Annotated in this window: 23 protein-coding genes; 15 read left to right on the forward strand and 8 right to left on the reverse strand. The window is 59.5% G+C overall.

Annotation, left to right across the window (positions count from 1 at the left end; genetic code table 11):
* Positions 1-141 precede the first annotated feature (141 nt).
* On the forward strand, positions 142-696 hold the full coding sequence (locus AC07OF_RS06050; protein ID WP_408635391.1) for a hypothetical protein: 555 nt from the start codon (positions 142-144) through the stop codon (positions 694-696).
* A 44-nt stretch (positions 697-740) separates the two neighbouring features.
* Here AC07OF_RS06050 and AC07OF_RS06055 read toward each other — a convergent pair whose 3' ends face one another.
* Both AC07OF_RS06055 and AC07OF_RS06060 read right to left on the reverse strand, forming a co-directional pair.
* Complete coding sequence (locus AC07OF_RS06055) at positions 741-1,958, reverse strand: argininosuccinate synthase (RefSeq protein WP_045185748.1); 1,218 nt, start codon at positions 1,956-1,958, stop codon at positions 741-743.
* Between the two features lie 129 nt (positions 1,959-2,087).
* Entirely contained in the window at positions 2,088-3,029 is a 942-nt protein-coding gene (locus AC07OF_RS06060) for a flagellar protein MotY (RefSeq protein ID WP_157191404.1), read from the reverse strand.
* Positions 3,030-3,159: 130 nt separating this feature from the next.
* Here AC07OF_RS06060 and pyrC point away from each other — a divergent pair, with 130 nt between their 5' ends.
* Both pyrC and rnt read left to right on the forward strand, forming a co-directional pair.
* A complete protein-coding gene (gene pyrC, locus AC07OF_RS06065; protein ID WP_157191403.1) occupies positions 3,160-4,206 on the forward strand; it encodes a dihydroorotase in 1,047 nt (348 codons plus the stop codon).
* Positions 4,203-4,871 carry a ribonuclease T gene (gene rnt / locus AC07OF_RS06070; protein WP_038607778.1) on the forward strand — a complete coding sequence of 223 codons (669 nt, stop codon included), beginning with the start codon at positions 4,203-4,205 and terminating at the stop codon, positions 4,869-4,871. Before pyrC ends, rnt begins: the two co-directional genes overlap by 4 nt.
* Before the next feature lie 60 nt (positions 4,872-4,931).
* Here the strand turns inward: rnt and AC07OF_RS06075 are convergent, their stop codons facing one another.
* Entirely contained in the window at positions 4,932-5,534 is a 603-nt protein-coding gene (locus AC07OF_RS06075; protein ID WP_038607775.1) for a peroxiredoxin, read from the reverse strand.
* Positions 5,535-5,766: 232 nt separating this feature from the next.
* On the opposite strand from AC07OF_RS06075, the gene AC07OF_RS06080 reads away from it, so the two are divergent.
* Positions 5,767-5,985 carry a bacterioferritin-associated ferredoxin gene (locus AC07OF_RS06080; protein ID WP_157194694.1) on the forward strand — a complete coding sequence of 73 codons (219 nt, stop codon included), beginning with the start codon at positions 5,767-5,769 and terminating at the stop codon, positions 5,983-5,985.
* Between the two features lie 199 nt (positions 5,986-6,184).
* Positions 6,185-6,655 carry a bacterioferritin gene (gene bfr, locus AC07OF_RS06085; protein ID WP_157191402.1) on the forward strand — a complete coding sequence of 157 codons (471 nt, stop codon included), beginning with the start codon at positions 6,185-6,187 and terminating at the stop codon, positions 6,653-6,655.
* A 145-nt stretch (positions 6,656-6,800) separates the two neighbouring features.
* Here bfr and grxD read toward each other — a convergent pair whose 3' ends face one another.
* Both grxD and AC07OF_RS06095 read right to left on the reverse strand, forming a co-directional pair.
* A complete protein-coding gene (grxD, locus tag AC07OF_RS06090) occupies positions 6,801-7,136 on the reverse strand; it encodes a Grx4 family monothiol glutaredoxin (RefSeq protein ID WP_028943477.1) in 336 nt (111 codons plus the stop codon).
* A 92-nt stretch (positions 7,137-7,228) separates the two neighbouring features.
* A complete protein-coding gene (locus tag AC07OF_RS06095; protein ID WP_157191401.1) occupies positions 7,229-9,337 on the reverse strand; it encodes a molybdopterin oxidoreductase family protein in 2,109 nt (702 codons plus the stop codon).
* A gap of 366 nt (positions 9,338-9,703) precedes the next feature.
* Between AC07OF_RS06095 and argF the strand changes: the two genes are divergently transcribed.
* A complete protein-coding gene (argF, locus tag AC07OF_RS06100) occupies positions 9,704-10,624 on the forward strand; it encodes an ornithine carbamoyltransferase (RefSeq protein WP_038607764.1) in 921 nt (306 codons plus the stop codon).
* Positions 10,621-11,730, forward strand: a complete 1,110-nt coding sequence (locus AC07OF_RS06105) for an ABC transporter ATP-binding protein (protein ID WP_157191400.1) — start codon at positions 10,621-10,623, stop codon at positions 11,728-11,730. Before argF ends, AC07OF_RS06105 begins: the two co-directional genes overlap by 4 nt.
* A 74-nt stretch (positions 11,731-11,804) precedes the next feature.
* On the opposite strand, the gene AC07OF_RS06110 is transcribed toward AC07OF_RS06105, so the two are convergent.
* Entirely contained in the window at positions 11,805-12,584 is a 780-nt protein-coding gene (locus tag AC07OF_RS06110) for a PhzF family phenazine biosynthesis protein (RefSeq protein ID WP_157191399.1), read from the reverse strand.
* A gap of 93 nt (positions 12,585-12,677) precedes the next feature.
* A complete protein-coding gene (gene ybaK, locus AC07OF_RS06115; RefSeq protein WP_157191398.1) occupies positions 12,678-13,148 on the reverse strand; it encodes a Cys-tRNA(Pro) deacylase in 471 nt (156 codons plus the stop codon).
* Positions 13,149-13,475: 327 nt separating this feature from the next.
* On the opposite strand from ybaK, the gene AC07OF_RS06120 reads away from it, so the two are divergent.
* The 4 genes from AC07OF_RS06120 to glpD all read left to right on the forward strand — a co-directional run bounded on the left by AC07OF_RS06120 (position 13,476) and on the right by glpD (position 18,567).
* Positions 13,476-14,327: an MIP/aquaporin family protein gene (locus tag AC07OF_RS06120; RefSeq protein WP_157191397.1), complete on the forward strand. Its 852-nt coding sequence runs from the start codon at positions 13,476-13,478 to the stop codon at positions 14,325-14,327.
* A gap of 67 nt (positions 14,328-14,394) precedes the next feature.
* Positions 14,395-15,894 (forward strand): glycerol kinase GlpK, encoded by a 1,500-nt coding sequence (gene glpK, locus AC07OF_RS06125; protein ID WP_157191396.1) that lies wholly within the window; start codon positions 14,395-14,397, stop codon positions 15,892-15,894.
* 195 nt (positions 15,895-16,089) lie between these two features.
* The gene (locus tag AC07OF_RS06130) at positions 16,090-16,845 is read left to right on the forward strand and encodes a DeoR/GlpR family transcriptional regulator (protein ID WP_010221027.1); all 756 of its coding nucleotides are present in this window, start codon (positions 16,090-16,092) and stop codon (positions 16,843-16,845) included.
* 141 nt (positions 16,846-16,986) lie between these two features.
* Positions 16,987-18,567 (forward strand): glycerol-3-phosphate dehydrogenase, encoded by a 1,581-nt coding sequence (gene glpD / locus AC07OF_RS06135; protein WP_408635390.1) that lies wholly within the window; start codon positions 16,987-16,989, stop codon positions 18,565-18,567.
* A gap of 45 nt (positions 18,568-18,612) precedes the next feature.
* Here glpD and AC07OF_RS06140 read toward each other — a convergent pair whose 3' ends face one another.
* The gene (locus AC07OF_RS06140) at positions 18,613-23,010 is read right to left on the reverse strand and encodes an NEL-type E3 ubiquitin ligase domain-containing protein (RefSeq protein WP_495072670.1); all 4,398 of its coding nucleotides are present in this window, start codon (positions 23,008-23,010) and stop codon (positions 18,613-18,615) included.
* Positions 23,011-23,343: 333 nt separating this feature from the next.
* Here AC07OF_RS06140 and AC07OF_RS06145 point away from each other — a divergent pair, with 333 nt between their 5' ends.
* The 4 genes from AC07OF_RS06145 (at position 23,344) to AC07OF_RS06160 (ending at position 26,518) form a co-directional block, all read left to right on the forward strand.
* On the forward strand, positions 23,344-24,276 hold the full coding sequence (locus AC07OF_RS06145; protein ID WP_038607740.1) for a glutamate/aspartate ABC transporter substrate-binding protein: 933 nt from the start codon (positions 23,344-23,346) through the stop codon (positions 24,274-24,276).
* A gap of 99 nt (positions 24,277-24,375) precedes the next feature.
* Positions 24,376-25,122: an amino acid ABC transporter permease gene (locus AC07OF_RS06150; protein ID WP_157191393.1), complete on the forward strand. Its 747-nt coding sequence runs from the start codon at positions 24,376-24,378 to the stop codon at positions 25,120-25,122.
* On the forward strand, positions 25,119-25,787 hold the full coding sequence (locus AC07OF_RS06155) for an amino acid ABC transporter permease (RefSeq protein WP_191831154.1): 669 nt from the start codon (positions 25,119-25,121) through the stop codon (positions 25,785-25,787). The genes AC07OF_RS06150 and AC07OF_RS06155 overlap by 4 nt, the downstream gene beginning before the upstream one ends.
* Entirely contained in the window at positions 25,784-26,518 is a 735-nt protein-coding gene (locus tag AC07OF_RS06160; RefSeq protein WP_038607733.1) for an amino acid ABC transporter ATP-binding protein, read from the forward strand. Before AC07OF_RS06155 ends, AC07OF_RS06160 begins: the two co-directional genes overlap by 4 nt.
* The last annotated feature ends 38 nt before the right edge of the window (positions 26,519-26,556 follow it).

Raw genomic sequence — 26,556 nt, forward strand, 5'->3', positions numbered from 1 at the left:
TGATACACATTTACCGACATCTATAAACTTCGATACAAGATGCGAGGCAATAGCTCCCCGACCAGAAATCCCGCCCGGTGCCAACCCGGCGTGTTATCCAGACTAATAGCCACTCGACCGGGTGAAAGCGAGGACACGGCGATGAGCAACGCAGAGCCGAAAAGCCCATTGACCATCATTGCAATATTCGCCGGAATCATCGAAGCCTCGGCACTGGCTTCGTTGCCATTTCTAAGTGAAGACAGCCAGACCACCTACACATGGTTTCTTGTAGGCTTTCCGTTTTTTCTGACAGTCTTGTTCTTCCTTACACTCAACTTCAACTACAAATCTTTGTACTCACTGCCAGTACAGGAATCCACCGACGCCTCCGCTCCTGCTACTTCAGCGCAACTATCCGCCGCGGTAGAAACGATGATTAGCGACGTAATACAGGCACCCACTGAATTACCGATAAACAATGAAGCTATCAGCCTCGCAGCGGACAACGGCACTGCTCATACGTTTGGTAATCCGCCACAGATTGCACAAGCATCAGTGACCATTACCATAAGCGGAACATGTGCAACTCAATTGCTCGAACACTTTGCCATGCTGGCATTGGACCAGACCCACCCACTGTGCAACACCTGGACGCTAATCAACCTGGAGACAGGCATCCAGACCACCCTGGCAACCCAGTCGATCAACAACTAAAAAAAAACCCCGGACCAGGCCGGGGTTTTCTTTCAAGGCGCCGTTCAGATCAGCGAACGACCCTTGTTTGCAGCAATGCGCATACGCAGGGCGTTGAGCTTGATGAAGCCCGCTGCGTCGGCCTGATTGTACGCACCGCCATCTTCTTCGAAGGTTGCGATGTTGGCGTCGAACAGCGAGTCATCGGACTTACGGCCAGTGACGATCACGTTGCCCTTGTACAGTTTCAGGCGCACTACACCATTCACATTGACCTGGGAGGCGTCGATCATCTGTTGCAGCATCAGACGCTCCGGGCTCCACCAGTAGCCGGTGTAGATCAGGCTGGCGTATTTGACCATCAGCTCGTCTTTCAGGTGAGCGACTTCACGATCCAGGGTGATCGACTCGATCGCCCGGTGAGCGCGCAGCATGATGGTGCCGCCAGGGGTCTCGTAGCAGCCACGGGACTTCATGCCGACATAGCGGTTCTCGACGATGTCCAGACGACCGATGCCGTTCTCGCCGCCAATGCGGTTGAGAGTGGCCAATACGGTGGCCGGCGACATTTCAACGCCGTCCAGGGCGACGATGTCACCGTTACGGTAGGTCAGTTCCAGGTAGGTAGGGACGTCAGGCGCGGTTTCCGGCGACTTGGTCCACTTCCACATGTCTTCTTCGTGTTCGGTCCAGGTATCCTCCAGCACGCCACCTTCATAGGAGATGTGCAGCAGGTTGGCGTCCATCGAATAAGGCGATTTTTTCTTGCCGTGACGCTCGATCGGGATACCGTGCTTCTCGGCATAGTCCATGAGTTTTTCACGGGACAGCAGGTCCCATTCACGCCATGGAGCGATAACCTTGACGCCCGGCTTGAGTGCATAGGCACCCAGTTCGAAGCGCACCTGGTCGTTACCCTTGCCGGTAGCACCATGGGAAATGGCGTCGGCGCCGGTTTCATTGGCGATTTCGATCAGACGCTTGGCGATCAGCGGACGAGCGATGGAAGTACCCAGCAGGTACTCGCCTTCGTAAACGGTGTTGGCGCGGAACATCGGGAAAACGAAGTCGCGCACGAACTCTTCGCGCAGGTCATCGATGTAGATTTCTTTCACGCCCATGGCCTGAGCCTTGGCGCGGGCCGGTTCGACCTCTTCGCCCTGCCCCAGATCGGCAGTGAAAGTCACCACTTCACAGTTGTAGGTATCCTGCAGCCACTTGAGAATCACCGAAGTATCAAGGCCGCCGGAATACGCCAGTACGACCTTTTTTACGTCCGCCATGCCATCACTCCACGGGGTTGTACGGAAAGCCGTCGATTCTACCGGCCTTGCCGCAAAAATTACAGTGGGGCGACAGCTTGTGACGACAAAGCGACAGGAACTGTCGATAGCGCGACGGACGGTCGCACCTCAGGACTTGATCAACGGCTTGCCAGTATCCGTTTGCGCCGCAGGGGCTGCTGGTGTTTCCGGGGCTTTTTCTGACGCCGTTTCAACCGGAGTTACCCGATCGAGCTGAATATTTACCCGGCGATTGCGCGCGCGGTTGGCCGCCGAGTTGTTGGCGGCCAGTGGATAGCGCTCACCGTGGAAACGAACGCGGATCTGATTTTCAGCAATACCATGCGCCTTGAAGTACTCCATCACCGCCAGCGCCCGGCGTCGGGACAGATCACGATTGGTCAGGCGATTGCCACTGTTGTCGGAGTGACCATCAAGCTCGATGCGATTGACCGTAGGATCGGCCTTGAGAAATTCCAGGATCACGTCCAGACGCGCCTTGGCATTGGCGTCCAGTTCAATCCCGCTCCCAGGGAAATCGACCCGTGTCTGGCGCACCTGGTCGTAGTTCATTGGCAACAGCTTCGCGGCGCAGACCTGATAATCGCTATAGGCCTTGCTGAATTTCACCGGCAACAGGCGCACTTCCATCGCTCGCCCGGCTTCGCCGGCATAGTTGCGGACCACCGTACTGCGGCCGTCGAGCAGACCATTGATCAGACGACTGGCCTGCCCTTGGGAGCTGGTAAACAGCACGCCGCCACGCGCCATGCGCACCGAGCCCAGGTTGATATCGCCACGGCCTGGCTGCCAGGGCGCTGCTGCAGCCAGCAGGGTTGCAGAACCTGTACCCAGGACATTGCTGCTCGAACGCAATTGAAACGTCGCCTGTTCACCGGCACGGCGCACGAACTCACCGCTGCCGAAATCGGCAACCGGCTGGACCAGGCGGCATTCGAACTGATCGCCTTCGACCTTCCACTCAATATTCTCCAGACGGGTCTGGAAAGTGAGTGCCGTCGCCGGCAAGCAGGCAAACACGCTGAGTAGGGCTAGATAACGCTGGCGCACGGGCGGCTCCACAGATTTTCACGGTATACCCGCAGGCTATCGGTCAGGCGTGGCAAAACTTGATAGCGAGTGCTCGGACCCGGCTTTTCCGGTAGCATTCACCTTGAGTTCGACCCGCCTGGAATCCCCAATGTCCGACCGCCTGACCCTCCTGCGTCCCGATGACTGGCACATCCATCTTCGTGATGGCGCCGTCTTGCCCCACACCGTTGGCGACGTTGCGCGCACCTTTGCTCGCGCAATCATCATGCCCAACCTGGTACCGCCAGTACGCAATGCCGCCGAAGCCGGCGCCTATCGCGAGCGCATCCTGGCCGCACGTCCGGCCGCTAGCCGCTTCGAGCCGCTGATGGTGCTGTACCTCACTGACCGTACCCAGCCCGAAGAAATCCGCGCAGCCAAGGCTACAGGTTTCGTGCATGCCGCCAAGCTGTATCCGGCTGGCGCGACGACCAACTCCGATTCCGGCGTTACCAGCATCGACAACATTTTCCCGGCACTCGAAGCCATGGCCGAAATCGGCATGCCGCTGCTGGTGCACGGTGAAGTGACCCGTAGCGAGATCGACGTGTTCGACCGCGAGAAGCTGTTCATCGACGAGCACCTGCGCCGTGTCGTCGAACGCTTCCCGACCCTGAAAGTGGTCTTCGAGCACATCACCACCAGCGATGCCGTGCAGTTCGTCAACGAGGCTCCGGCCAACGTCGGCGCGACCATCACCGCCCAGCACCTGCTGTACAACCGCAACCACATGCTGGTTGGCGGTATTCGACCGCACTTCTATTGCCTGCCGATCCTCAAGCGCAACACCCACCAGGTGGCCTTGCTGGACGCCGCCACCAGCGGCAGCAGCAAGTTCTTCCTCGGCACCGACTCGGCCCCTCACGCCCGTCACGCCAAAGAAGCGGCCTGTGGCTGCGCCGGCTGCTACACCGCCTACGCCGCCATCGAGATGTACGCCGAAGCGTTCGAACAGCGCAACGCGCTGGACAAGCTTGAAGGTTTTGCCAGCAAGCACGGCCCGGACTTCTACGGCCTGCCGCGCAACACCGAGACCATTACCCTGGTTCGTGAAGACTGGACCGCCCCAAGCAGCTTGCCGTTCGGCGAGCAGACCGTTATCCCGCTGCGCGCCGGTGAACAACTGCGCTGGCGCCTGCTGGAGGAAACTGCGTGAGTGAAGATCTGTACGACGACCAGGAAGGTCCAAGCGGTGGCCCACGCCACCCGATGGCGGAACGTTTTCGTGGTTACCTGCCGGTTGTAGTGGATGTCGAGACCGGTGGTTTCAACAGCGCTACCGATGCCCTGCTGGAAATCGCTGCCGTCACCATCGGCATGGATGAAAAAGGCTTCCTGTTCCCGGAGCACACCTACTTCTTCCGTGTCGAACCGTTCGAAGGTGCCAACATCGAACAGGCCGCCCTGGAATTCACCGGGATCAAGCTGGACCACCCACTGCGCATGGCCGTCAGCGAAGAGTCGGCCCTGACCGATATCTTCCGTGGCGTGCGCAAGGCGCTGAAGGCCAATGGCTGCAAGCGGGCGATCCTGGTTGGCCACAACAGCAGCTTTGACCTGGGCTTCCTCAACGCGGCGGTGGCGCGCCACGATATGAAACGCAACCCGTTTCATCCGTTCTCCAGCTTCGACACCGCGACCCTGGCCGGTCTTGCCTACGGCCAGACCGTGCTGGCCCGTGCCTGCCAGAGTGCCGACATCGATTTCGACGGTCGTGAGGCCCACTCGGCCCGTTACGACACCGAGAAGACTGCCGAACTGTTCTGCGGCATCGTCAACCGCTGGAAGGAAATGGGCGGCTGGCAGGACTTCAACGACTGAAGCCTTGCTGAACCCATAAAAAAACCGGCCATCAAGGCCGGTTTTTTTTGTCGCTCGCTATTACAGCTTGCCAGCGTTCTCGCTCAGGTAAGCAGCAACGCCTTCAGGCGAAGCGGTCATGCCCTTGTCGCCTTTTTTCCAGTTGGCAGGGCAGACTTCGCCGTGCTCTTCGTGGAATTGCAGGGCGTCGACCAGACGCAGCAGCTCGTCCATGTTGCGGCCCAGTGGCAGGTCGTTGACGATCTGCGAACGGACAACGCCTTTGTCGTCGATCAGGAACGCGCCACGGAAAGCAACGCCGCCTTCGGACTCAACGTCGTAGGCCTTGGCGATTTCGTGCTTCATGTCAGCAGCCATGATGTACTGCACCTGACCGATGCCACCGGCATTGATCGGGGTGTTGCGCCAGGCGTTGTGGGTGAAGTGCGAGTCGATCGACACCGCGATCACTTCAACGTTACGGTCGCGGAACTCAGCCATGCGGTGATCCAGAGCGATCAGCTCGGACGGGCAGACGAAGGTGAAGTCCAGCGGGTAGAAGAACACCAGGCCGTACTTGCCTTTGATGGCCGAGGCCAGGTTGAAGCTGTCGACGATTTCGCCATTGCCCAGTACGGCTGGAACAGTGAAGTCCGGGGCAGTTTTGCCAACGAGTACGCTCATTCGATATCTCCTGATGGTTGAAACAGCTGTGCAGGCTGGCATAAGCCAGCTGACAGAGCAAAGGTCGGCCATGATACACCGCCTGACGCTGCTCGCCGAATTTCAGGCCCTGCACCTTCGAAAGCTGCCGCTGGTCGCTCTGGCCCAAAGTCCGGCACATTGTGCTTTGACAAGCATTCTCATTAACATTAAGCTTCTTCGCATTGAGCCTTTACCAGCGATGGTCTGCCCTATGTATGTGTGTCTTTGTGTTGGTGTAACCGACGGACAGATCCGCGATGCGATCTATGAAGGATGCTGCAGCTACAAGGAAGTCAGAAGCGCCACCAACGTGGCGAGCCAGTGTGGCAAATGTGCCTGCCTGGCCAAGCAGGTTGTGCGTGAAACCCTGACCGAACTGCAGGTCAGCCAGGCTATCTTGCCCTACCCTGTGGAATTTACTGCAGCGTAAAAACAGCCCATTCCAAGAACCGGACCCTGTGTCCGGTTTTTTTATGCCTGTAATTCAACAAGTTAGGGGTATAACGCGGAACACAAACATTCTTATTCCGATTAATTTTCATTTATTATTCAATAACTTAGGTTTGACAGTCGAAGTTACGGGGCTCAAACTCTTACTTATAGGCACACTTATAGGGCAGGACCCCATCATGAAAGGCGACGTTAGCGTCATCCAGCATCTCAACAAGATCCTCGGAAACGAGCTGGTCGCAATCAACCAATACTTCCTGCATGCGCGCATGTATGAAGACTGGGGTCTGGATAAGCTCGGCAAGCACGAGTACAAGGAATCCATCGATGAAATGAAGCACGCTGACAAACTGATCAAGCGTATTCTGTTTCTCGAAGGCATTCCCAACGTCCAGGACCTGGGCAAGCTGCTGATTGGTGAACACACCAAAGAAATGCTCGAATGCGACCTGAAAATCGAGCAGAAAGGTCTGGCCGACCTCAAGGCCGCTATCGCCCACTGTGAAACCGTTGGCGACTTCGGCAGCCGCGAGCTGCTTGAAGACATCCTCGAGTCCGAGGAAGAGCATATCGACTGGCTGGAAACCCAGCTGAGCCTGATCGACAAAGTCGGTCTGGAAAACTACCTGCAGTCGCAGATGGGCGAGTAACTTCGTCATGTGGGAGCTGGCCTTGCCAGCGATGAGGCCCGTAAGAGTGACGACCGCGTTGCGGTCGATCGCCGGCAAGGCCGGCTCCCACAACAGACACAAAAAAGCCCCGCATTGCGGGGCTTTTTTTTGACCAAACCTGTGATCAGGCCTTGGCCGCCTCAGCCTTGGCTGCAGCTTCCTTGATCAGGGTCTGCAGTTCGCCGTTGGCAAACATTTCAGCCATGATGTCGGAACCGCCAACCAGCTCACCGGCAACCCACAGCTGTGGGAAAGTCGGCCAGTTGGCATATTTTGGCAGGTTGGCGCGGATTTCCGGGTTCTGCAGGATATCCACGTAAGCGAATTTCTCGCCACAACCCATCACGGCTTGCGCCGCCTTGGCCGAAAAGCCGCACTGCGGGGCATTCGGCGAGCCTTTCATGTAAAGCAGAATGGTGTTGTTAGCAATCTGCTCTTTGATTGTTTCAATGATATCCATGAAGCACCTCGCGGCTGAACTTTCCGACCTGGTTGTCGGCACGGTGACGCATTGTATCGGAAAGCCGAGCTTGACGCTCGGCCTTGCCGATATCAGGCGGCAACCACCTGCACCGGCACGCCATTGAGCGCTGCATTGCCTGAAACCGCATCCACTTGGCGTTCGTCGGTCAGGTCATTGGCACTGGCGCCTGGCTGACTGCAGGCGATGTCCATGCGCACGCCTGCACGGGCATGACCAAAGCCATGAGGCAGGCTGACCACCCCGGGCATCAGGTCGCTGCAGGACTGTACCTCGACCTCAATGCTGCCGACCCGCGAACTGACCCTGACCCGCTGCCCGTCCTGCAACTGCCGCCCTGCCAGGTCATCCGGGTGCATCAGTAGTTGATGACGCGGTTTACCCTTCACCAGACGGTGATAGTTGTGCATCCAGGAATTGTTACTGCGTACATGTCGGCGACCGATCAACAGCAACTGCTCAGGCTCGGCCGGCTGCTGAGCGGCAAATCGCTGCAAATCGCCAAGAATCTGCGCAGGTGCCGCCTGGATGCGCTGGTTGGCAGTTTTCAGACGGCCAGCGAGGTTCGGTTGCAGCGGCCCCAGATCAATACCGTGAGGGTACTCAGCCAAGGTCTCTATCGATAGATTGAAGGACGAACTCTCGCCATAAGGTCCAAGGCGCAAGCCGCTGTCGATCATCTGCGCCGGAGGTACAGTGGGTTTCAGAGGTTTGTCGCTGAGTGCGGCGTAGGCCTTGGCCAGGCCCACGAAGATCTCCCAGTCATGCAGCGCGCCTTCAGGTTTGGGCAGTATCGCCCGGTTGAAGCGGCTGACATTGCGCACCGCCAACAGGTTGAAGGTGGTGTCGTAGTGATCGTTCTCCAGCGCCGAGGTGGACGGCAGGATCAGGTCGGCGTAACGCGTGGTTTCGTTGATGTAGAGATCGATGCTGAGCATGAACTCAAGCCCGTCCAGCGCACGCTCCAACTGCCGGCCGTTGGGCGTGGACAACACCGGGTTGCCGGCCACGGTCACCAGGGCGCGTACCTGCCCCTCCCCTTCGCACAGCATCTCTTCGGCCAGCGCCACCACCGGCAGCTCACCGCCGTACTCCGGCAAGCCGGAGACCCGGCTCTGCCAGGCGTTGAAATGGCCACCCGCGGTGTTCGCGACCAGATCCACCGCCGGCTGCGTGCACAAGGCACCACCAACCCGGTCAAGGTTGCCGCTGACCAGGTTGATCAGTTGCACCAGCCAATGGCAAAGCGTGCCGAAAGCCTGGGTCGATACCCCCATCCGGCCGTAACACACCGCTTTGTCGGCAGCTGCAAAGTCACGCGCCAGTTGCCGGATGACCAGCGCATCGACGCCGCACAGGGGTGCCATCAACTCGGCAGTGAACGGCGCCATGGCCATACGCACTTCGTCCAGACCATCGACCGGCAATGCCGACGCACGCTCCAGGCCTTCGGCAAACAAGGTGTTGAGCATGGCGCACAGCAACGCGGCATCTGCTCCAGGCCGGATAAACACATGCTGGTCAGCCATGGCTGCGGTTTCACTGCGCCGCGGATCGACGACAACCAGTTTGCCACCCCGGGCCTGGATCGCCTTGAGGCGCTTTTCGACATCCGGCACGGTCATGATGCTGCCGTTGGACGCCAAGGGGTTGCCGCCGAGGATCAGCATGAAATCGGTATGGTCAATATCCGGAATCGGCAGCAACAGGCCATGGCCATACATCAGGTAGCTAGTCAGGTGGTGCGGCAACTGGTCGACCGAGGTGGCGGAAAATCGATTGCGGGTCTTGAGCAGACCGAGGAAGTAGTTGCTGTGGGTCATCAGCCCGTAGTTGTGCACGCTGGGGTTGCCCTGGTAAACCGCCACGGCGTTCTGCCCATGGGCCTGCTGGACGGTCCAGAGCTTTTGCGCGGCCAGCGCGAAGGCTTCGTCCCAGCCAATCGCCTGCCAGCTGTCGCCTGTCCGCTTGTGCGGCGCGCGCAGCCGGTCAGGGTCGTTCTGGATGTCTTGCAGGGCCACGGCTTTGGGGCAGATGTGGCCGCGGCTGAAGCTGTCCAGGGGATCACCCTTGATCGAATTGATGCGTGGCTCTGCACCAGGCTCCTGAGTGATTTCAATGGTCAAGCCACAGATGGCTTCACACAGGTGACAGGCACGGTGATGCAAGGTCTTGTTCATGGCCACCTCTTGCGGGTGTCTGGTAATCCACCAGACTATGAGCCTGAGCGTGCATCGCGACCAGCGAGTTTCGCCGTGTGAATCTACCGGCATCAGGCGCAGCGATTCGCGCGGGTGTTTGCCAAGGCCTCAGCGGGCAGTGTAAAACCCTTGTGTAGCAAACAAAAAAAACGGCCCGCCAATGGGTTACGACACTGCCAGCAATACACACAGTGCACGCCCCACTTGGTATGACGCGACATTTAATTATAGTATTGCGTCTTCCCTTATTTCGTCGCCCCGTGCGGCTTTCGCCGCAGGTCACTTCCGTTGTTTCTGAAAACCGGCATTGTTGATCTGCGGTCTGTTGCAAAAAGGTAGTCAAACATGAGCGCTAGGCACTTTCTCTCCCTGATGGATTTCACACCCGACGAACTGCTCAGTGTGATCCGTCGAGGCATCGAGCTGAAGGACCTGCGTAACCGCGGCGTACTGTTCGAACCCCTGAAAAACCGCGTACTGGGGATGATCTTCGAGAAATCCTCGACCCGTACCCGGCTGTCGTTCGAAGCCGGCATGATCCAGCTCGGCGGCCAGGCCATCTTCCTGTCCCCGCGCGACACCCAACTGGGCCGTGGCGAGCCGATCGGCGACTGCGCCATCGTCATGTCACGCATGCTCGATGCGGTGATGATCCGTACCTTTGCCCACAGCACCCTGACCGAGTTCGCCGCCAATTCCCGCGTGCCGGTAATCAATGGCCTGTCGGACGACCTGCACCCGTGCCAGCTGCTGGCCGACATGCAGACTTTCCTCGAGCATCGCGGCGCAATCCAGGGCAAGACCGTGGCCTGGATCGGCGATGGCAACAACATGTGCAACAGCTATATAGAAGCGGCGATCCAGTTCGACTTCCAGCTGCGCATCGCCTGCCCGGCCGAATACGAGCCCAACCCGGAGTTTCTGGCCAAGGCCGGTGACCGCGTGCAGATCTTCCGTGAACCCAAGGATGCCGTGCAGGGTGCGCACCTGGTGAGCACCGATGTCTGGACTTCCATGGGTCAGGAAGAGGAAACTGCACGGCGTCTGGCCTTGTTCGCGCCTTACCAGGTAACCCGCGAACTGCTCGACCTGGCAGCACCCGATGCCCTGTTCATGCACTGCTTGCCCGCCCACCGTGGCGAGGAAATCAGCCTTGACCTGCTCGACGACCCACGCTCGGTCGCTTGGGATCAGGCTGAAAACCGTCTGCATGCACAGAAGGCGCTTCTCGAATTTCTTGTTGAACCGGCCTATCACCACGCATGAGTCAACCTTTACTGCTTAACCTGCGCAACCTCGCCTGTGGCTATGGCGAGCAACGCATCGTCCAGAACCTCAACCTGCACCTCAACGCTGGCGACATCGGTTGCCTGCTGGGCTCGTCGGGGTGCGGCAAGACCACCACCTTGCGCGCCATCGCCGGCTTCGAGCCGGTGCATGAGGGTGAGATCCAGCTGGCGGGCGAGGTCATCTCCAAGGCCGGCTTTACCCTGGCACCGGAGAAACGCAGGATCGGCATGGTGTTCCAGGACTATGCGCTGTTCCCGCACCTGACGGTCGCCGAGAACATCGCATTCGGCATCGGCAAGCACCCGCAGCAGCAACAGGTCGTGGCCGAAATGCTCGAACTGGTCAAGCTTGGCGGGCTCGGCAAACGCTACCCGCACGAGCTGTCCGGCGGCCAGCAACAGCGTGTGGCCCTGGCCCGCGCACTGGCCCCCGAGCCGCAACTGCTGTTGCTCGACGAGCCATTCTCCAACCTCGACGTGGAGCTGCGCCGGCGCCTCAGCCATGAGGTCCGCGACATTCTCAAGAGCCGTGGCACCAGTGCCATTCTGGTCACACACGACCAGGAAGAGGCCTTTGCCGTCAGCGATCACGTCGGCGTGTTCAAGGAAGGTCGCCTGGAGCAGTGGGACACCCCCTACAATCTCTATCACGAACCCCTCACGCCCTTCGTCGCCAGCTTCATTGGCCAGGGCTACTTCATTCGTGGCCAGCTGACCAGCCCGGAGTCGGTGCAAACCGAACTGGGCGAACTGCGTGGCAACCGTGCCTATACCTTCACCCCTGGCTGCGCCGTTGATGTGCTGCTGCGTCCAGACGACATCATTCATGCCCCGCACAGCGCTCTCAAGGCGCTGATCACCGGCAAGAGCTTCCTCGGCGCCTCGACCCTCTATCGCCTGCAACTGCCGACCGGCAGCCAGCTTGAAGCGATTTTCCCTAGCCATATCGACCATCAGGTCGGGGCCGAGGTAGGCATTGAAGTGGCCGCAGATCACCTGGTGCTGTTTGCCGTACCGGGCAGTGTGGCGGCGCAGCTGCCGGTGCCGGAGAACGGTGTTCGGCGCTATAGCTCGGCGGTCTGATATCCGCAATCGCGGGGCAAGCCCATTCCCACGGTTATGACACCTGTGGGAGCGGGCTTGCCCCGCGATGCTTTTTACAGACTCAAGGTCCCGCTAGCTACCCGCCGGGCATAACCGCCAATTTTCACCCGCTCGCCCTCCAACCGACAGAACAGCTCCCCGCCGCGGCTGGAACACTGAAAGGCGTGCAGTTCAGTCTTACCCAGGCGCTCAGCCCAATAGGGAATCAGACAGCAGTGGGTCGAACCGGTCACCGGATCTTCGGGAATACCAATCCCCGGAGCAAAGTAACGCGACACAAAGTCATACTTCTCGCCCCGCGCCGTGACGATCACGCCCAATCCAGGCAATTGCACCAGCGCCGCCATGTCCGGTGTGCAGTCGCGTACCGCCTGTTCAGACTCAAGTACCACCAGCAATTCCTTGGTCTGCAGCACCTCCAGCACCGGACAGCCTAAAGCCTCGGCAACCGGCAATGGCCGACTTACCGGTTGCGGATCGATACGTGGAAAGTCCAGCAGCAATCGCCCGTGCTCACGGCTCACGCTCAAGGGCCCGGACTGGCTCTGGAACAGCAGGCGCTCGCTCGGTACCTGGTAGACCTCCAGCAGCACATGGGCACTGGCCAGGGTCGCGTGACCACACAAGGGAACTTCAGTGGTAGGGGTAAACCAGCGAATCTGCCACTGCGCGCCATCCGCCACCACAAAGGCGGTTTCGGCAAGGTTGTGTTCAGCGGCGATCTGCTGCATCAGCTCATCGCTGAGCCAATGGTCGAGGCGGTAGACCATGGCCGGATTGCCGGCAAAGGGACGCTCACTGAAGGCGTCGACCTGATGAAATTCCAGCTGCATGCGACGACTCTCTCTGTTCTGGGACACTGAGCATGCCCGTAACCAGGCAGCGGCTAACAGAGACAGAGTCGTCGGATTTTCAGCATACAGTTGTCAGTCGCGGGCAATGGCGGCGAACGCTGCCTGCGTGTGTTCTGCCAGCACCGCCGCCGCCAGCTCCACTTCCAGCCCGCGCCGCCCGGCACTGACAAAAATCGTTTCAAAAGATTGAGCTGACTGATCAATAAAGGTGCGTAGGCGCTTCTTCTGGCCCAGCGGACTGATCCCGCCCAGCAGGTAGCCTGTGGAACGCTGGGCCGCTGCCGGATCGGCCATCTCGCATTTCTTCACCCCGGCCGCGTGGGCAAGTCCCTTCAGATCGAGACTACCGATCACCGGGACCACCGCTACCAGCAATTCACCCTTTTCACTGCTAGCCAGCAAAGTCTTGAACACCCGCACCGGCTCAAGATTGAGCTTCTCCGCGGCTTCGAGCCCGTAGGACGCCGCTTTAGGATCATGTTCATAACTGTGAATGTGGTGTTCGGCGCGAAGCTTTTTCAGCAGATCCAGGGCGGGGGTCATGCGGGACTCCAAACAGAAAGTGAATAGCATTTCGCCGGTTACTTTAGGACAAAACGACCTCCTCGAACCACTAAGCCTCACCCTCAACCAGCCAATCAGGCGCCGGAACGATTCAGCATCAGCACGTTGCCAATAGTCAGTTTGTGAACACCAGTTCACTTTCGACCTTTGACATAAGCGTTTCTTGTCTATATTTTTTCGAATCTGAATATAGCAATGCACCGAACAGGTGCATTTTTTGCCGCCTGCCTGACCGAAATGGGGATTTCTGTCGGGCTTTTGTCGAGCGCTCACTGCGCCTCACAACAACAAAAACCGAGGTAACGAATGACGACAGCTCTGCGACAACCCACCTTATCCAGCCAATGCATGGCCGAATTCCTCGGCACCGCCCTGCTGATTTTTTTCGGCACCGGCTGCGTGGCTGCGCTCAAAGTCGCGGGTGCCAGCTTCGGCCTGTGGGAAATCAGCATCATCTGGGGCGTCGGCGTAAGCATGGCGATCTACCTGACCGCCGGGGTCTCCGGCGCTCACCTCAACCCTGCAGTGAGCATCGCCTTGTGGCTGTTCGCCGGGTTCGAGAAGCACAAACTACCGTTCTACATCGTCGCCCAGATCGCCGGGGCCTTCTGCGGCGCCGCGCTGGTCTATACGCTGTACAGCAACCTGTTCTTCGATTACGAACAAACCCATGCCATGGTTCGTGGCAGCCAGGCCAGCCTTGAGCTGGCTTCAGTGTTTTCCACCTACCCACACCCGGCGCTGTCCACCGGCCAGGCATTTCTGGTCGAGGTGATCATCACTGCCGTACTGATGGCGGTGATCATGGCCCTGGCCGACGACAACAATGGTCTGCCCCGCGGTGCCATGGCACCGTTGTTGATTGGCTTGCTGATTGCCGTGATCGGCAGCGCCATGGGGCCACTGACCGGCTTTGCGATGAACCCGGCCCGTGATCTGGGGCCCAAGCTGATGACATTCCTCGCCGGATGGGGCGAAGTCGCCTTTACTGGCGGTCGCGACATTCCCTATTTCCTGATTCCGATTTTTGCGCCGATCATAGGGGCGAGCCTTGGTGCCGCCCTGTACCGCGGTGTGATCGCCCGCAACCTGCCGGTTGCCGAGAGCGAGAGCGCCCAGACCGACGCCAACCCTCAGGGCAAGACCCAGGCATCCTGATGCCGAACGGGCGAGCCGGGCTCGCCCTGCCCTGACAACCACCCTATTTAAGTGCAAGGCCAACGACATGACAGACACCCAGAACAAGAACTACATCATTGCCCTTGACCAGGGCACGACCAGTTCGCGGGCTATCATTTTCGACCGCGATGCCAACGTGGTAGGCACCTCGCAGCGTGAATTCGCACAACATTACCCGCAAGCAGGCTGGGTCGAACACGACCCCATGGAAATCTTCGCCACCCAGAGCGCGACCATGGTCGAAGCCCTGGCCCAGGCCGGCCTGAGCCATGACCAGGTGGCCGCCATCGGCATCACCAACCAGCGTGAAACCACCGTAGTCTGGGACAAGGAAACCGGCCGCCCGGTGTACAACGCCATCGTCTGGCAATGCCGACGCAGCACCGAGATCTGCGAACAGCTCAAGCGTGATGGCCTGCAGGAGTACATCCGCGAAACCACCGGTCTGGTCACCGACCCGTACTTCTCCGGCACCAAGCTCAAGTGGATCCTCGACAATGTCGAAGGCGCCCGTGAACGCGCCGAGCGCGGCGATCTGCTGTTCGGTACCGTCGACAGCTGGCTGATCTGGAAATTCTCCGGCGGCAAGGTACACGTCACCGACTACACCAACGCCTCGCGGACCATGCTCTTCAACATTCATACCCTGGAGTGGGATGAGAAGATGCTTGAGGTGTTGAACATTCCTCGGCAGATGCTGCCCGAGGTGCGCAGCTCCTCCGAAGTCTACGGCCGCACCAAGAGCGGTATCGCCATCGCCGGTATCGCTGGCGACCAGCAGGCGGCGTTGTTCGGTCAGATGTGCGTGGAACCGGGCCAGGCCAAGAACACCTACGGCACCGGATGCTTCTTGCTGATGAACACCGGCGACAAGGCGGTGAAATCCTCCCACGGCCTGCTCACCACCATCGCCTGCGGCCCTCGTGGCGAAGTGGCCTACGCCCTGGAAGGTGCCGTGTTCAACGGTGGCTCCACCGTACAATGGCTGCGTGACGAACTGAAAATCGTCAATGACGCCCATGACACCGAATACTTCGCCAGCAAGGTCAAGGACAGCAACGGTGTTTACCTGGTGCCGGCCTTCACCGGACTCGGCGCACCGTACTGGGACCCTTACGCCCGTGGCGCACTGTTCGGCCTGACCCGCGGGGTCAAAGTCGATCACATCATCCGCGCCGCGCTGGAATCGATCGCCTACCAGACCCGTGATGTCCTCGATGCCATGCAGCAGGACTGCGGCCAGCGTCTGAGCGAGCTGCGCGTGGACGGAGGTGCGGTGGCCAACAATTTCCTCATGCAGTTCCAGGCCGACATCCTCGGCACCTGTGTAGAGCGCCCGCAAATGCGCGAAACCACCGCCCTCGGCGCCGCCTACCTGGCGGGTCTGGCGTGCGGCTTCTGGAGCGGTCTGGATGAATTGCGCGGCAAGGCGATCATCGAGCGCGAGTTCAGCCCGCAGCTGGATGAAGCAGCCAAAGAAAAGCTGTATGCCGGCTGGTTGAAGGCAGTGGATCGCACGCGGGATTGGGAACCGCACGAAGAGTAAAGATCAGCACGATCTCCTGTAGGAGCGGATTTATCCGCGAGGGGCGGCAACGCCGTCCCATCAACACAGCAGGGGCGCTGACGCACCCCTTCGCGGATAAATCCGCTCCTACAGGTAGGCTGTCGCCCTGCTGGCCGCCAGCCAATTCCTCCGGCATCATGGCGCAATTTGCCTGGCAGCCCAAAAGGACCGCCCATGAATCTGCCCCCTCGCCAACAACAAATCCTCGAACTGGTCCGCGAACGCGGCTATGTCAGTATCGAAGAAATGGCGCAGTTGTTCGTCGTCACCCCACAAACCATCCGCCGAGATATCAACCAGCTCGCCGAAGTCAATTTGCTGCGCCGCTACCACGGTGGTGCCGCCTATGATTCCAGCATCGAAAACACCGCCTACGCCATGCGCGCCGATCAGATGCGCGACGAGAAGCAGCGGATCGCCGAAGCCATCGCCGCACAGATTCCTGACCACGCCTCGTTGTTCATCAACATCGGCACCACCACCGAATCCATCGCCCGCGCCCTGCTCAATCACAACCACCTGAAAATCATCACCAACAACCTGCACGTGGCCTCGATCCTCAGCGCCAAGGATGACTTCGAAGTGCTGCTGGCTGGTGGCAATGTACGCCGAGACGGTGGTGTGGTGGGCCAGGCCAGTGTCGACTTCATCAACCAGTTCAAGGTCGATTTCGCCCTGGTCGGTATCAGCGGCATCGACGAAGACGGCAGTCTGCTGGATTTCGACTACCAGGAAGTACGGGTTTCCCAGGCGATCATTGCCAATGCCCGCCAGGTGATCCTCGCCGCCGACTCCAGCAAGTTCGGGCGCAACGCAATGGTGCGCCTGGGCTCGATCAGCCTGATCGATTGCCTGGTCACTGACCAGGCGCCGGTGCCCGCCCTCACCCAGTTGCTCAACCAGTACAAGATTCGCCTGGAAGTGGTCTGAGTCCGTAACAGCTGCCACCGCAACGGTGGCAGCGCAAATGTTCGTTATTTTTCATTTAATTATCATCCGATCAGTATTTTCTATGGAAAGCGACTGGCAGGTAGCATTCTGTTGCGCTAGTATTTTCGAAAATGAACATCAATGTTCAAATTCGATGTTAGAAAGTCTTTGAGGAAGCCTCCCGTGCCGCAATCCAGCTTGTCATCGCCTGCCCTTGCCGATATCTATGACCTCGCCGTTATCGGCGGTGGCATCAACGGCGTGGGCATTGCCGCCGATGCGGCGGGACGCGGCCTGTCGGTGTTCCTCTGCGAAAAGGACGACCTCGCCAGCCACACCTCGTCGGCCAGCAGCAAGCTGATCCACGGCGGCCTGCGCTACCTGGAGCACTACGAATTCCGCCTGGTGCGCGAAGCCCTGGCCGAGCGTGAAGTCCTGCTGGCCAAGGCCCCGCATATCGTCAAGCCGATGCGTTTCGTCCTCCCGCACCGCCCACACCTGCGTCCGGCCTGGATGATCCGTGCCGGCCTGTTCCTTTACGATCACCTGGGCAAACGCAAACAGCTCGGTGCCTCACGCGGCCTGCGTTTCGGTCCGGGCAACCCGCTCAAACCGGTGATTACCCGCGGTTTCGAATACGCCGATTGCGCCGTGGACGACGCCCGCCTGGTGGTACTCAACGCCATGGCCGCCCGTGAGCACGGGGCAGACATCCGTACCCGTACGCGTTGTGTCAGCGCACAGCGTGTCGATGGCGTATGGAATGTGCTGCTGGAACACGCTGACGGCAGTCAGCAGTCGATCAAAGCCCGTGCCCTGGTCAATGCGGCCGGCCCCTGGGTGGCCAAATTCATCCAGGATGACCTCAAGCTCGACGCGCCATACGGCATTCGCCTGATTCAAGGCAGCCACCTGATCGTGCCGAAACTGTACGACGGCGAACATGCCTACATCCTGCAGAACGAAGACCAGCGGATCGTGTTCGCCATTCCATATCTGGAACGCTTCACCCTGATCGGCACCACTGACCGCGAATACACCGGCGACCCGGCCAAAGTGGCAATCACTGAAGGCGAGACCGATTACCTGCTCAAAGTGGTCAATGAGCACTTCAACCATCAACTCAGCCGCACCGACATCCTCCACACCTACGCCGGTGTGCGCCCGCTGTGCAATGACGAATCCGACAACCCGTCGGCGGTGACCCGCGACTACACCCTGGCACTCTCCTCCAGCACCGGCGAAGCGCCTTTGCTGTCGGTGTTCGGTGGCAAGCTGACCACCTACCGCAAACTGGCCGAATCGGCCATGGCCCAGCTCGCGCCGTTCTTCACCCAGATGCGCGGCAGCTGGACGGCCAGCGCAACATTGCCGGGTGGCGAAGACATGACCACCCCGCAAGCGTTGACCGACGCCATCCTGGCCCGTTGTGGCTGGCTGCCGGCAGAAATCGCCAAGCGCTGGGCCCTCACTTATGGCAGCCGTGTCTGGCGCCTGCTCGAAGGCGTACAAGGCCCGGCAGACCTGGGCGACGCCATTGGCGGCGGCTTGTTCACCCGCGAGGTGGACTATCTGTGCAGCGAAGAGTGGGCCGTCAGCGCCGATGACATCCTCTGGCGCCGCAGCAAGCTGGGCCTGTTCACTACAGCAGCGGAGCAACAGGCTCTGCGGGAATATCTCCAGCGCCTGGAATTGAACCGGGCACGCGTTCAGGCGGCCTGAAGTCCGCGTGACAGGGTCGGGCCGCTGCGGCGGCCCGGCTTATCCCTACTGGATCGGCCAGCGCACATAGGCTTCCCGGGTCAACTCCAGGAACAGCTCCCGCTCAGCTGCGTTGAGTTCATGCATCAAGGCCCTGCTTTGCTCCAGGTAGGCCTGCTCGCTGAGCACTCCAGCCTCAACTTGGACTAAATAATCCGCCAAAGGCACCTGGTATGTATCAACCAGCGCCGTAAAGCGGTTGGGGTAAGTGTTGCGCAGGTGTTGCTGCCAAAATTCACGACCGGTCAAGGCCTCTGCCAGGCTATCGTTGGTCTCAGCCAGCAATACCGCCACCCTGGCGTTATTCAGATCTGCAGCCGTCACGCCACTGTAAGCCTCGTAATGCATGCTGCTCGGCTGCCCTGGCAATCCAAGCGTACGAGCCAGCCTGAGCCGATAGGTGAGGTAGACCTCAATGTCGTCAACTTCACCACCGCCGCTCAGCCCTCCACTGGCCCGCAACTCGCGAATCCGTTGGGCGGCAATCGAGTCAACCTGATCAAGGCGAAACAGCGAGCGCCCCACCTGCATCAATGGCACTACACTCTGCGCCAGGGACAAGCCTGCGGTCTGTTGATGGATAATCACCCGGACCTGCATCTGGCTGAGGATCATCAGTAATTGGTCTTCGCAGGCACGCCCGCCGCCTGCCAGGAGGAACAGTTGATCACGCACCTCACTGTTCTCGTAACAAGCATCCATGACCTGCCACATGCGCATCCTGTAGTAGAGCGGGTGCCGCTGAAAATCAGGGGATTGCGCAAAGTCGCGAAGAAAACGGAAGAACCCCTCCGAGCCTGGCTCCTCTTTCAGGGACAGCCATCGGGCATCTCGCTGTGTTCGCCGAGCACCGGTTGATCCGACTAGCCAGCGCTCCCGCTCGGCTTCCTGCACGAGTTGATGACGGAACGAGAGGTTATGACTGACACCAGGATTCGATGCGCCGGATGAAGTCGACGCCTCGCCGAGAAACTGCTCACTGGCTGCATCCAGCGGATTGTCGTGCAACGACACACGCTCTACCCGCATCCGCAGACCATGAAGCTCCTGATTCAACTGTCGCAACTGGTTGTTGCGCATGTCGGTAAGCCCTCGCCAGGGCAACTGCTGGACCCTTGCCGGAAACTCGCTCAGACCGGTGGCGCGCAGGCTCAGATCCCGCAGGTGCACCAGCGCGCTTACATCGGGTGCCACACCCAGTGGATTGTGCCCAAGGTCAAGCTGCTGCAGGTTGGTCAATGCCCGCAGACGCAGATTTGCCGCATTACTCATGACGATCTGGTTGTTGCTCAGACGCAACCACCTCAATGCACTGAGTTGCTCAATGCCTGCCGGGAGGGTCGAAAGCTGGTTGTCACGCAGATCAAGTGACACCAGCTTTGGAAAACGCGGCAGGAAGTCGGCATCAAGCGCCGAAAGATTCATATTGCGCAGCTTAAGACGGGTCACATGGCCGAAGTCCACATCTTCCGGGAGCGAGGGCAACCGACCGACACGTTCGCCTTCGATTTCCAGCGAATAGCTGCCATCCTCGAGCGTTTCCCCCTTGCGTCGCCAGCAACGACGCAATTTATCGGACACCCGCTGGCGCCTGAGTAAATCCAGAGCACCGCCGTGCTCTTCGCGCCACTGCCGTAGCACTACGCGCAGGCGTGCCAGCTGACTGTGTAGCTGATGAGTGTGCTCCCAAAGGGCGACCTCGCGTTGCTCCAGCGCCAACAGATAATGGTGCAACTGGTAATCGTCGAGCGTCGGGAACACCTGGCGGATGGCACGCCTGATCGCCACACGGCTGCCTGTACCACGACCGCTGAGCGGATAGCCAAGACGTCCGTCGCCAAAACGCAGCGGCGGTCGTACGCCTCCTGCGATCGGCGCCTGGCCGATCAGTCGCGAGGCCAGTTCGCGCTCGCTACTGGCCTGCTTCACCAGTGCATCGCTCAAGCTTTCTTTGCCAAGCAGCGGGCCGCCGAGCGCCACCTTCTGCCCTTCGTCCAGGCTCAGCAACAGAGCTTGTGCCAGGCTGTCTGTCTCCGCTGCCATAGGCAGCAGCCGTCCTGATGCGTCATGGATGCCGTAGCCCTTGTCGCCCCTGACAACGCACATGAGCTGCTCAGCCTCTTGCGTACCTGCTTGCGCCTGCAATGCGCCAGCGGGATGGTCAACGCGCACTTCGATCCTCACCGAATCGGGCCAGGGTGCCAGGTGGTCGATTAGCCCCAACGCCAGCTTTTCAGTGTCGGCATTGGCCGCTTGGGGTTGGCGCAAACCAGCACAGGCGCGGTCAAGGCGACTGTCGCGTATGTACCAGCGTGCTCTTTCGGCCAGGGCCAACGGAACCCGTCTGGTGCTGAGCATCTGCTCGACCTGATGACTATCGATTTGCTCGACGATTTCCTCTGCGCCGCGTATCGACAGGCCCGCAAAGTCACGCCGTAGTACGGCAACTGAGGCCTGCTCCAGCATCTGCCGGGATGCCACCAGCGTTTCAAATGCCTCGCCCCGTACCTCAGGAAACTGTTTATGCAACCGGTAACGCTCCAGCGCGTCCTGCAAACGCGCAGGCGCAGGTGCATTCTCCAGATGCAGACGGCGCAATCGAGCCTCGTCGAAGCCGGTGCTTTCCAGCACGGTCTGGGCCTCATCGTCCGTCATATCAGCCAGGCTTGAGCCCAGCCGTTGCAACAGATGGGTGGCTCCAGCCCATTCCTGTGGCAGTTCCAGCACATGTCGCCAGCCACCAGCACCGTTATGCTCAAGCAAGGGACCAGACACATCGCGGTGCTGTGGATGGCGAATTCGTAGTGTCCCACTGAGCTCACTGCCCTGTACCTGGTACGTCCCTTCATGCAGGCGTAAATGCTGTTGACCTTTACGCTGCGTGTGCTGGCCGACTTTCAACCCGATATTCTTGACCTGATAGGTCGCCATCTCACCCGTACTGAGTTTCAAGTGGCCGGCATCGGTGTAAAGCGGTGAAAGGCCGTCGACGAAGGCCACCCGCTCAAGCAGCTTGCCCGCAGCAGAGGCGCCCGCCCCTACCGCAGCGCCGAGCACCACATTTTCGGCAACACCGAACATATGCGCCAATGCCGCCTGGCGATCCCCCAGCTGCCAATCCTGATAGCCCTCATACACTTCATTGGCGACCTGCAGGACCGCGACTCCGAGCATCACCTCTCCCAACCCCGGGACCAGCAACCCCGCCAGGTTCAATAAGGTCAGGCCAAGATTCTCGTACCCTTCCAGCCTTTTACGCCGCGACTCGGCGTCTTCATCGCCGGTTGGCACGGCCATTATGCGAGCGTCGTCGAGGATCTTTTCTATTCGCAATCGGCGCAGATAGGCAAACAAGGGTTCTTCGATGGCGAAATCACGCCCATCGAGTTCAAGCGGCAATTTGCCGTCGCTGGAATCAAGCAACCCGTTCAACGTGGTGGAAAAGGCAACGCGATCCCGCTCGCTGATGAAGCGGGCGAAAAAAGCCGCATAGTCCGGGGTACGAAGACGTAGGCCCAACACCTGGTAGAAGGTCCGCCATGATGCGTGTTCCTGCAGCGGTTGCTGCGGATCGTCCGGGATCCACACGATGAGACCTTGCAGAGGCGCATCACCGGTCGGTTCGCGAATCTCCACCACAACAACGCCGTTGATGCGCACGCCCAATAAAAACAACTGGCGATACGCCAATACTGCGGAATCGGCCGGAACCACAGGTTTGGGAGCAATGACCGGCAGCATCTGCAGGTAGCTGCGGGAGCCGATATGCCCTTTTAGCGCAGCCAGCCGAACCGTGACTTCCAGCTGCGCATGTTGCGCTTCTTCCAACAGGTCCTCGATGCGTCGTCGGGCCTGACCGGGCACGCTACCGGGTAAGTCCGCCGGCAACAGATGCTCACGCAAGACTGCCTGGTATTTGCCACCTACATCCAGTTGCCGGCACAGCCGGGCAAAATCTTCGAACGCAATGGATAACGGCGTTCCTGAAGCGTCGAGCAGCGTCGCTTGAGTGAACGCCCGGGGCCGGGTTTCCTCATCCGTATAATTGTGCAATGCCGCAGCCAGCACCCGCTGCGACGATATACGGGCGTATTTTGGCGCAGGTGTACTGATGACAACCGGAGGCAGGAACACCTCTTGCGTCACCCGCACTCGGCTGGTGCGCACATCGGTGCTCAGCCGATGGCTACTGCGCAGGGCCGCTTCCAGCAGTGGCGCGGCAAAGTCGTCCAGCGCCGGAATAGAGCCAAGCAGCTGGTGCAGTTGTTGCTCACTGGCTTGCTGCTTGCCCAAGGCACGATGAAGGGCATGCAACTGATCGCTCGTGGCGCTGCTCAGCCAGGCAGGCAGGCGCTTGGCGATCAGGGCATCAATGGAATCTGCAGGGATCAGCTTTGAGGTCATGGCGTGTGCTCATTATTGAGAAAGCGCCAGAACACCACGCCGAACCCCACCCGAAGTGGTAATTACGTCAATCCCTGAAGACACCTGTCGAGTAGCCGGGTTCCCGAACGCAAAACATCCGTTCATTCGGATTTCCGTACGCACCTGTCGCAACTGCAAGCGTCAAAAAAGTTTAATCCCCAGTCTTTTCACGGCGTTATGATCAAAGTCAGGGCTTGGCACGACTCATGCTCTACACTCAGTACCCGAATGCGCAACGCTTCATTGCAGTGTTCGCTGAACGAAAGAGCCCGCCAACGGCTCCATAAAAAAAACAACGTCGAGGAAATTTTGATGCGTATCGTTCCCCACCTGTTGGGCGCAGCCATCACGGCCGCTTTGATCAGCATGCCAGTCACTGCCGCAGAGCTGACCGGCACTCTGAAGAAAATCAACGACTCGGGCACCATTACTCTGGGGCACCGCGACGCTTCTATCCCGTTCTCCTACATCGCCGACGCTTCGGGTAAACCCGTCGGTTATTCCCATGACATCCAGCTGGCCATCGTCGAGTCCCTGAAAAAGGACCTGAACAAGCCGGACCTGAACGTCAAATACAACCTGGTCACCTCACAGACCCGTATTCCGCTGGTACAGAACGGCACCGTTGACGTCGAATGCGGTTCGACCACCAACAACGTCGAGCGCCAGCAGCAAGTGGCCTTCTCGGTCGGTATCTTTGAAGTCGGCACCCGTCTGCTGACCAAAGCACAAGACGGCAAGCCTGAAAACGCCAAGTACAAGGACTTCCCTGACCTGGCAGGCAAGAACGTGGTAACCACCGCCGGTACCACCTCCGAGCGCATCCTCAAGTCGATGAACGCCGACAAGCAGATGAAGATGAACGTCATCTCGGCCAAGGACCACGGCGAATCCTTCCAGATGCTCGAGTCCGGTCGCGCCGTGGCCTTCATGATGGACGACGCGCTGCTCGCCGGCGAAATGGCCAAGGCCAAGGATCCGAAAGGCTGGGCAATCGTCGGCACGCCGCAGTCCTATGAAATCTACGGCTGCATGGTCCGTAAAGATGACCCTGCATTCAAGGCAGCAGTCGACAAGGCCATCGTTGACCTCTACAAATCGGGCCAGATCAACAAGATCTACGACAAGTGGTTCAATCAGCCAGTCCCGCCTAAGGGCCTGAACCTGAACTTCCCGATGAGCGACGAGCTCAAGGCGCTGATCGCCAATCCTACCGACAAAGCTGCAGACGAAAAGAAGTCCTGATCCCCAGCTAGTTAGTGTCTAACCTTTCATCCGAGGGTGCCTTGCGCCCTCGGATGCTCGAAGGTGCCCGTGAAATAACTGATCTGAGGGGAGATCCCGATGAATTACAACTGGGACTGGGGCGTATTCTTCAAGTCCACTGGCGTGGGCAGCGAAACCTATCTGGACTGGTACGTCACCGGTCTGGGCTGGACCATCGCCATTGCTATCGCCGCCTGGATCATCGCGTTGCTGCTGGGTTCGGTACTCGGCGTCATGCGTACTGTCCCGAACCGTCTGGTATCGGGTATCGCCACGTGCTACGTGGAATTGTTTCGTAATGTGCCGCTGCTGGTGCAGCTGTTCATCTGGTACTTCCTGGTGCCCGACCTGCTGCCTGAGGGCCTGCAGGAATGGTTCAAACAGGACCTGAATCCAACCACCTCGGCGCTGATCAGTGTGGTCATCTGCCTGGGTCTGTTCACCGCTGCGCGTGTCTGCGAACAAGTGCGCACCGGCATCCAGGCGCTGCCGCGCGGCCAGGAAGCCGCCGCTCGCGCCATGGGCTTCAGCCTGCCGCAGATCTACTGGAACGTGCTGCTGCCGCAAGCCTACCGGATCATCATTCCGCCCCTTACCTCGGAATTTTTGAACGTGTTCAAGAACTCCTCGGTGGCCTCGCTGATCGGCCTGATGGAACTGCTGGCGCAAACCAAGCAGACCGCCGAATTTTCGGCCAACCTGTTTGAAGCCTTCACCCTGGCGACGCTGATCTACTTCACCTTGAACATGGGCCTGATGTTGCTGATGCGTATGGTCGAGAAGAAAGTCGCCGTTCCCGGCCTGATCTCCGTGGGGGGCAAATAATGGACTTCAGTGGAATCATTCCCGCCCTGCCGGGCCTGTGGAACGGCATGCTGATGACCCTGCAACTGATGGTCATGGGGGTTGTCGGCGGTATCGTGCTGGGCACCATCCTGGCCTTGATGCGGCTGTCGTCGAACAAGTTGCTGGCAAACATCGCCGGTATTTACGTCAACTACTTCCGCTCCATCCCGCTGCTGCTGGTAATCACCTGGTTCTACCTGGCGGTACCGTTCGTGCTGCGCTGGATCACCGGCGAAGATACCCCGATCGGGGCCTTCACCTCCTGCGTCGTGGCCTTCATGATGTTCGAGGCGGCCTACTTCTGCGAAATCGTCCGTGCTGGCGTGCAGTCGATCTCCAAGGGCCAGATGGGTGCTGCCCAGGCGCTGGGCATGACCTACGGTCAGACCATGCGCCTGATCATCCTGCCCCAGGCGTTTCGCAAGATGACCCCGCTGCTGCTGCAGCAGAGCATCATCCTGTTCCAGGACACCTCGCTGGTGTACACCGTCGGCCTGGTCGACTTCCTCAACTCGGCACGTGCCAGTGGCGACATCATCGGACGCTCCAACGAGTTCCTGGTGTTCGCTGGTGCTGTGTACTTCGTCGTCAGCTTCTCCGCTTCGTGGCTGGTCAAGCGTCTGCAGAAAAGGATAACCGTATGATTTCCATCAAGAACGTCAACAAGTGGTACGGCGACTTCCAGGTTCTGACCGACTGCAACACCGAGGTCAAGAAAGGCGAAGTGGTTGTCGTCTGCGGCCCGTCCGGGTCGGGCAAGTCGACCCTGATCAAATGCGTCAACGCCCTGGAGCCGTTCCAGAAAGGTGACATCGTCGTTGATGGCACTTCGATCGCCGATCCGAAAACCAACCTGCCCAAGCTGCGTTCGCGGGTCGGCATGGTGTTCCAGCACTTCGAGCTGTTCCCGCACCTGACCATCACCGAGAACCTGACCATTGCCCAGCGCAAGGTACTCGGTCGCAGCGAAGCCGAAGCCACCAAGAAGGGCCTGGCCCTGCTCGACCGCGTAGGCCTCAGCGCCCACGCCAAGAAGCACCCGGGACAGCTCTCCGGCGGCCAGCAGCAGCGTGTAGCCATCGCCCGCGCCCTGTCGATGGACCCGATCGTCATGCTGTTCGACGAACCGACCTCGGCACTCGACCCGGAGATGGTCAACGAAGTACTGGATGTAATGGTCGAATTGGCTCACGAAGGCATGACCATGATGTGCGTAACCCACGAAATGGGTTTTGCCCGCAAAGTCGCCAACCGGGTCATTTTCATGGACCAGGGCAAGATCATCGAGGACTGCCAGAAGGAAGCCTTCTTCGGCGACCCGAGCGCGCGCCATGAGCGCACCCAGCACTTCCTCAGCAAAATCCTGCAACACTGAGGTGATGATCAGCACCCTCTGTCCTGCATACGCCGGGC

The organism is Pseudomonas sp. GW821-FHT10B02 (assembly GCF_059415665.1).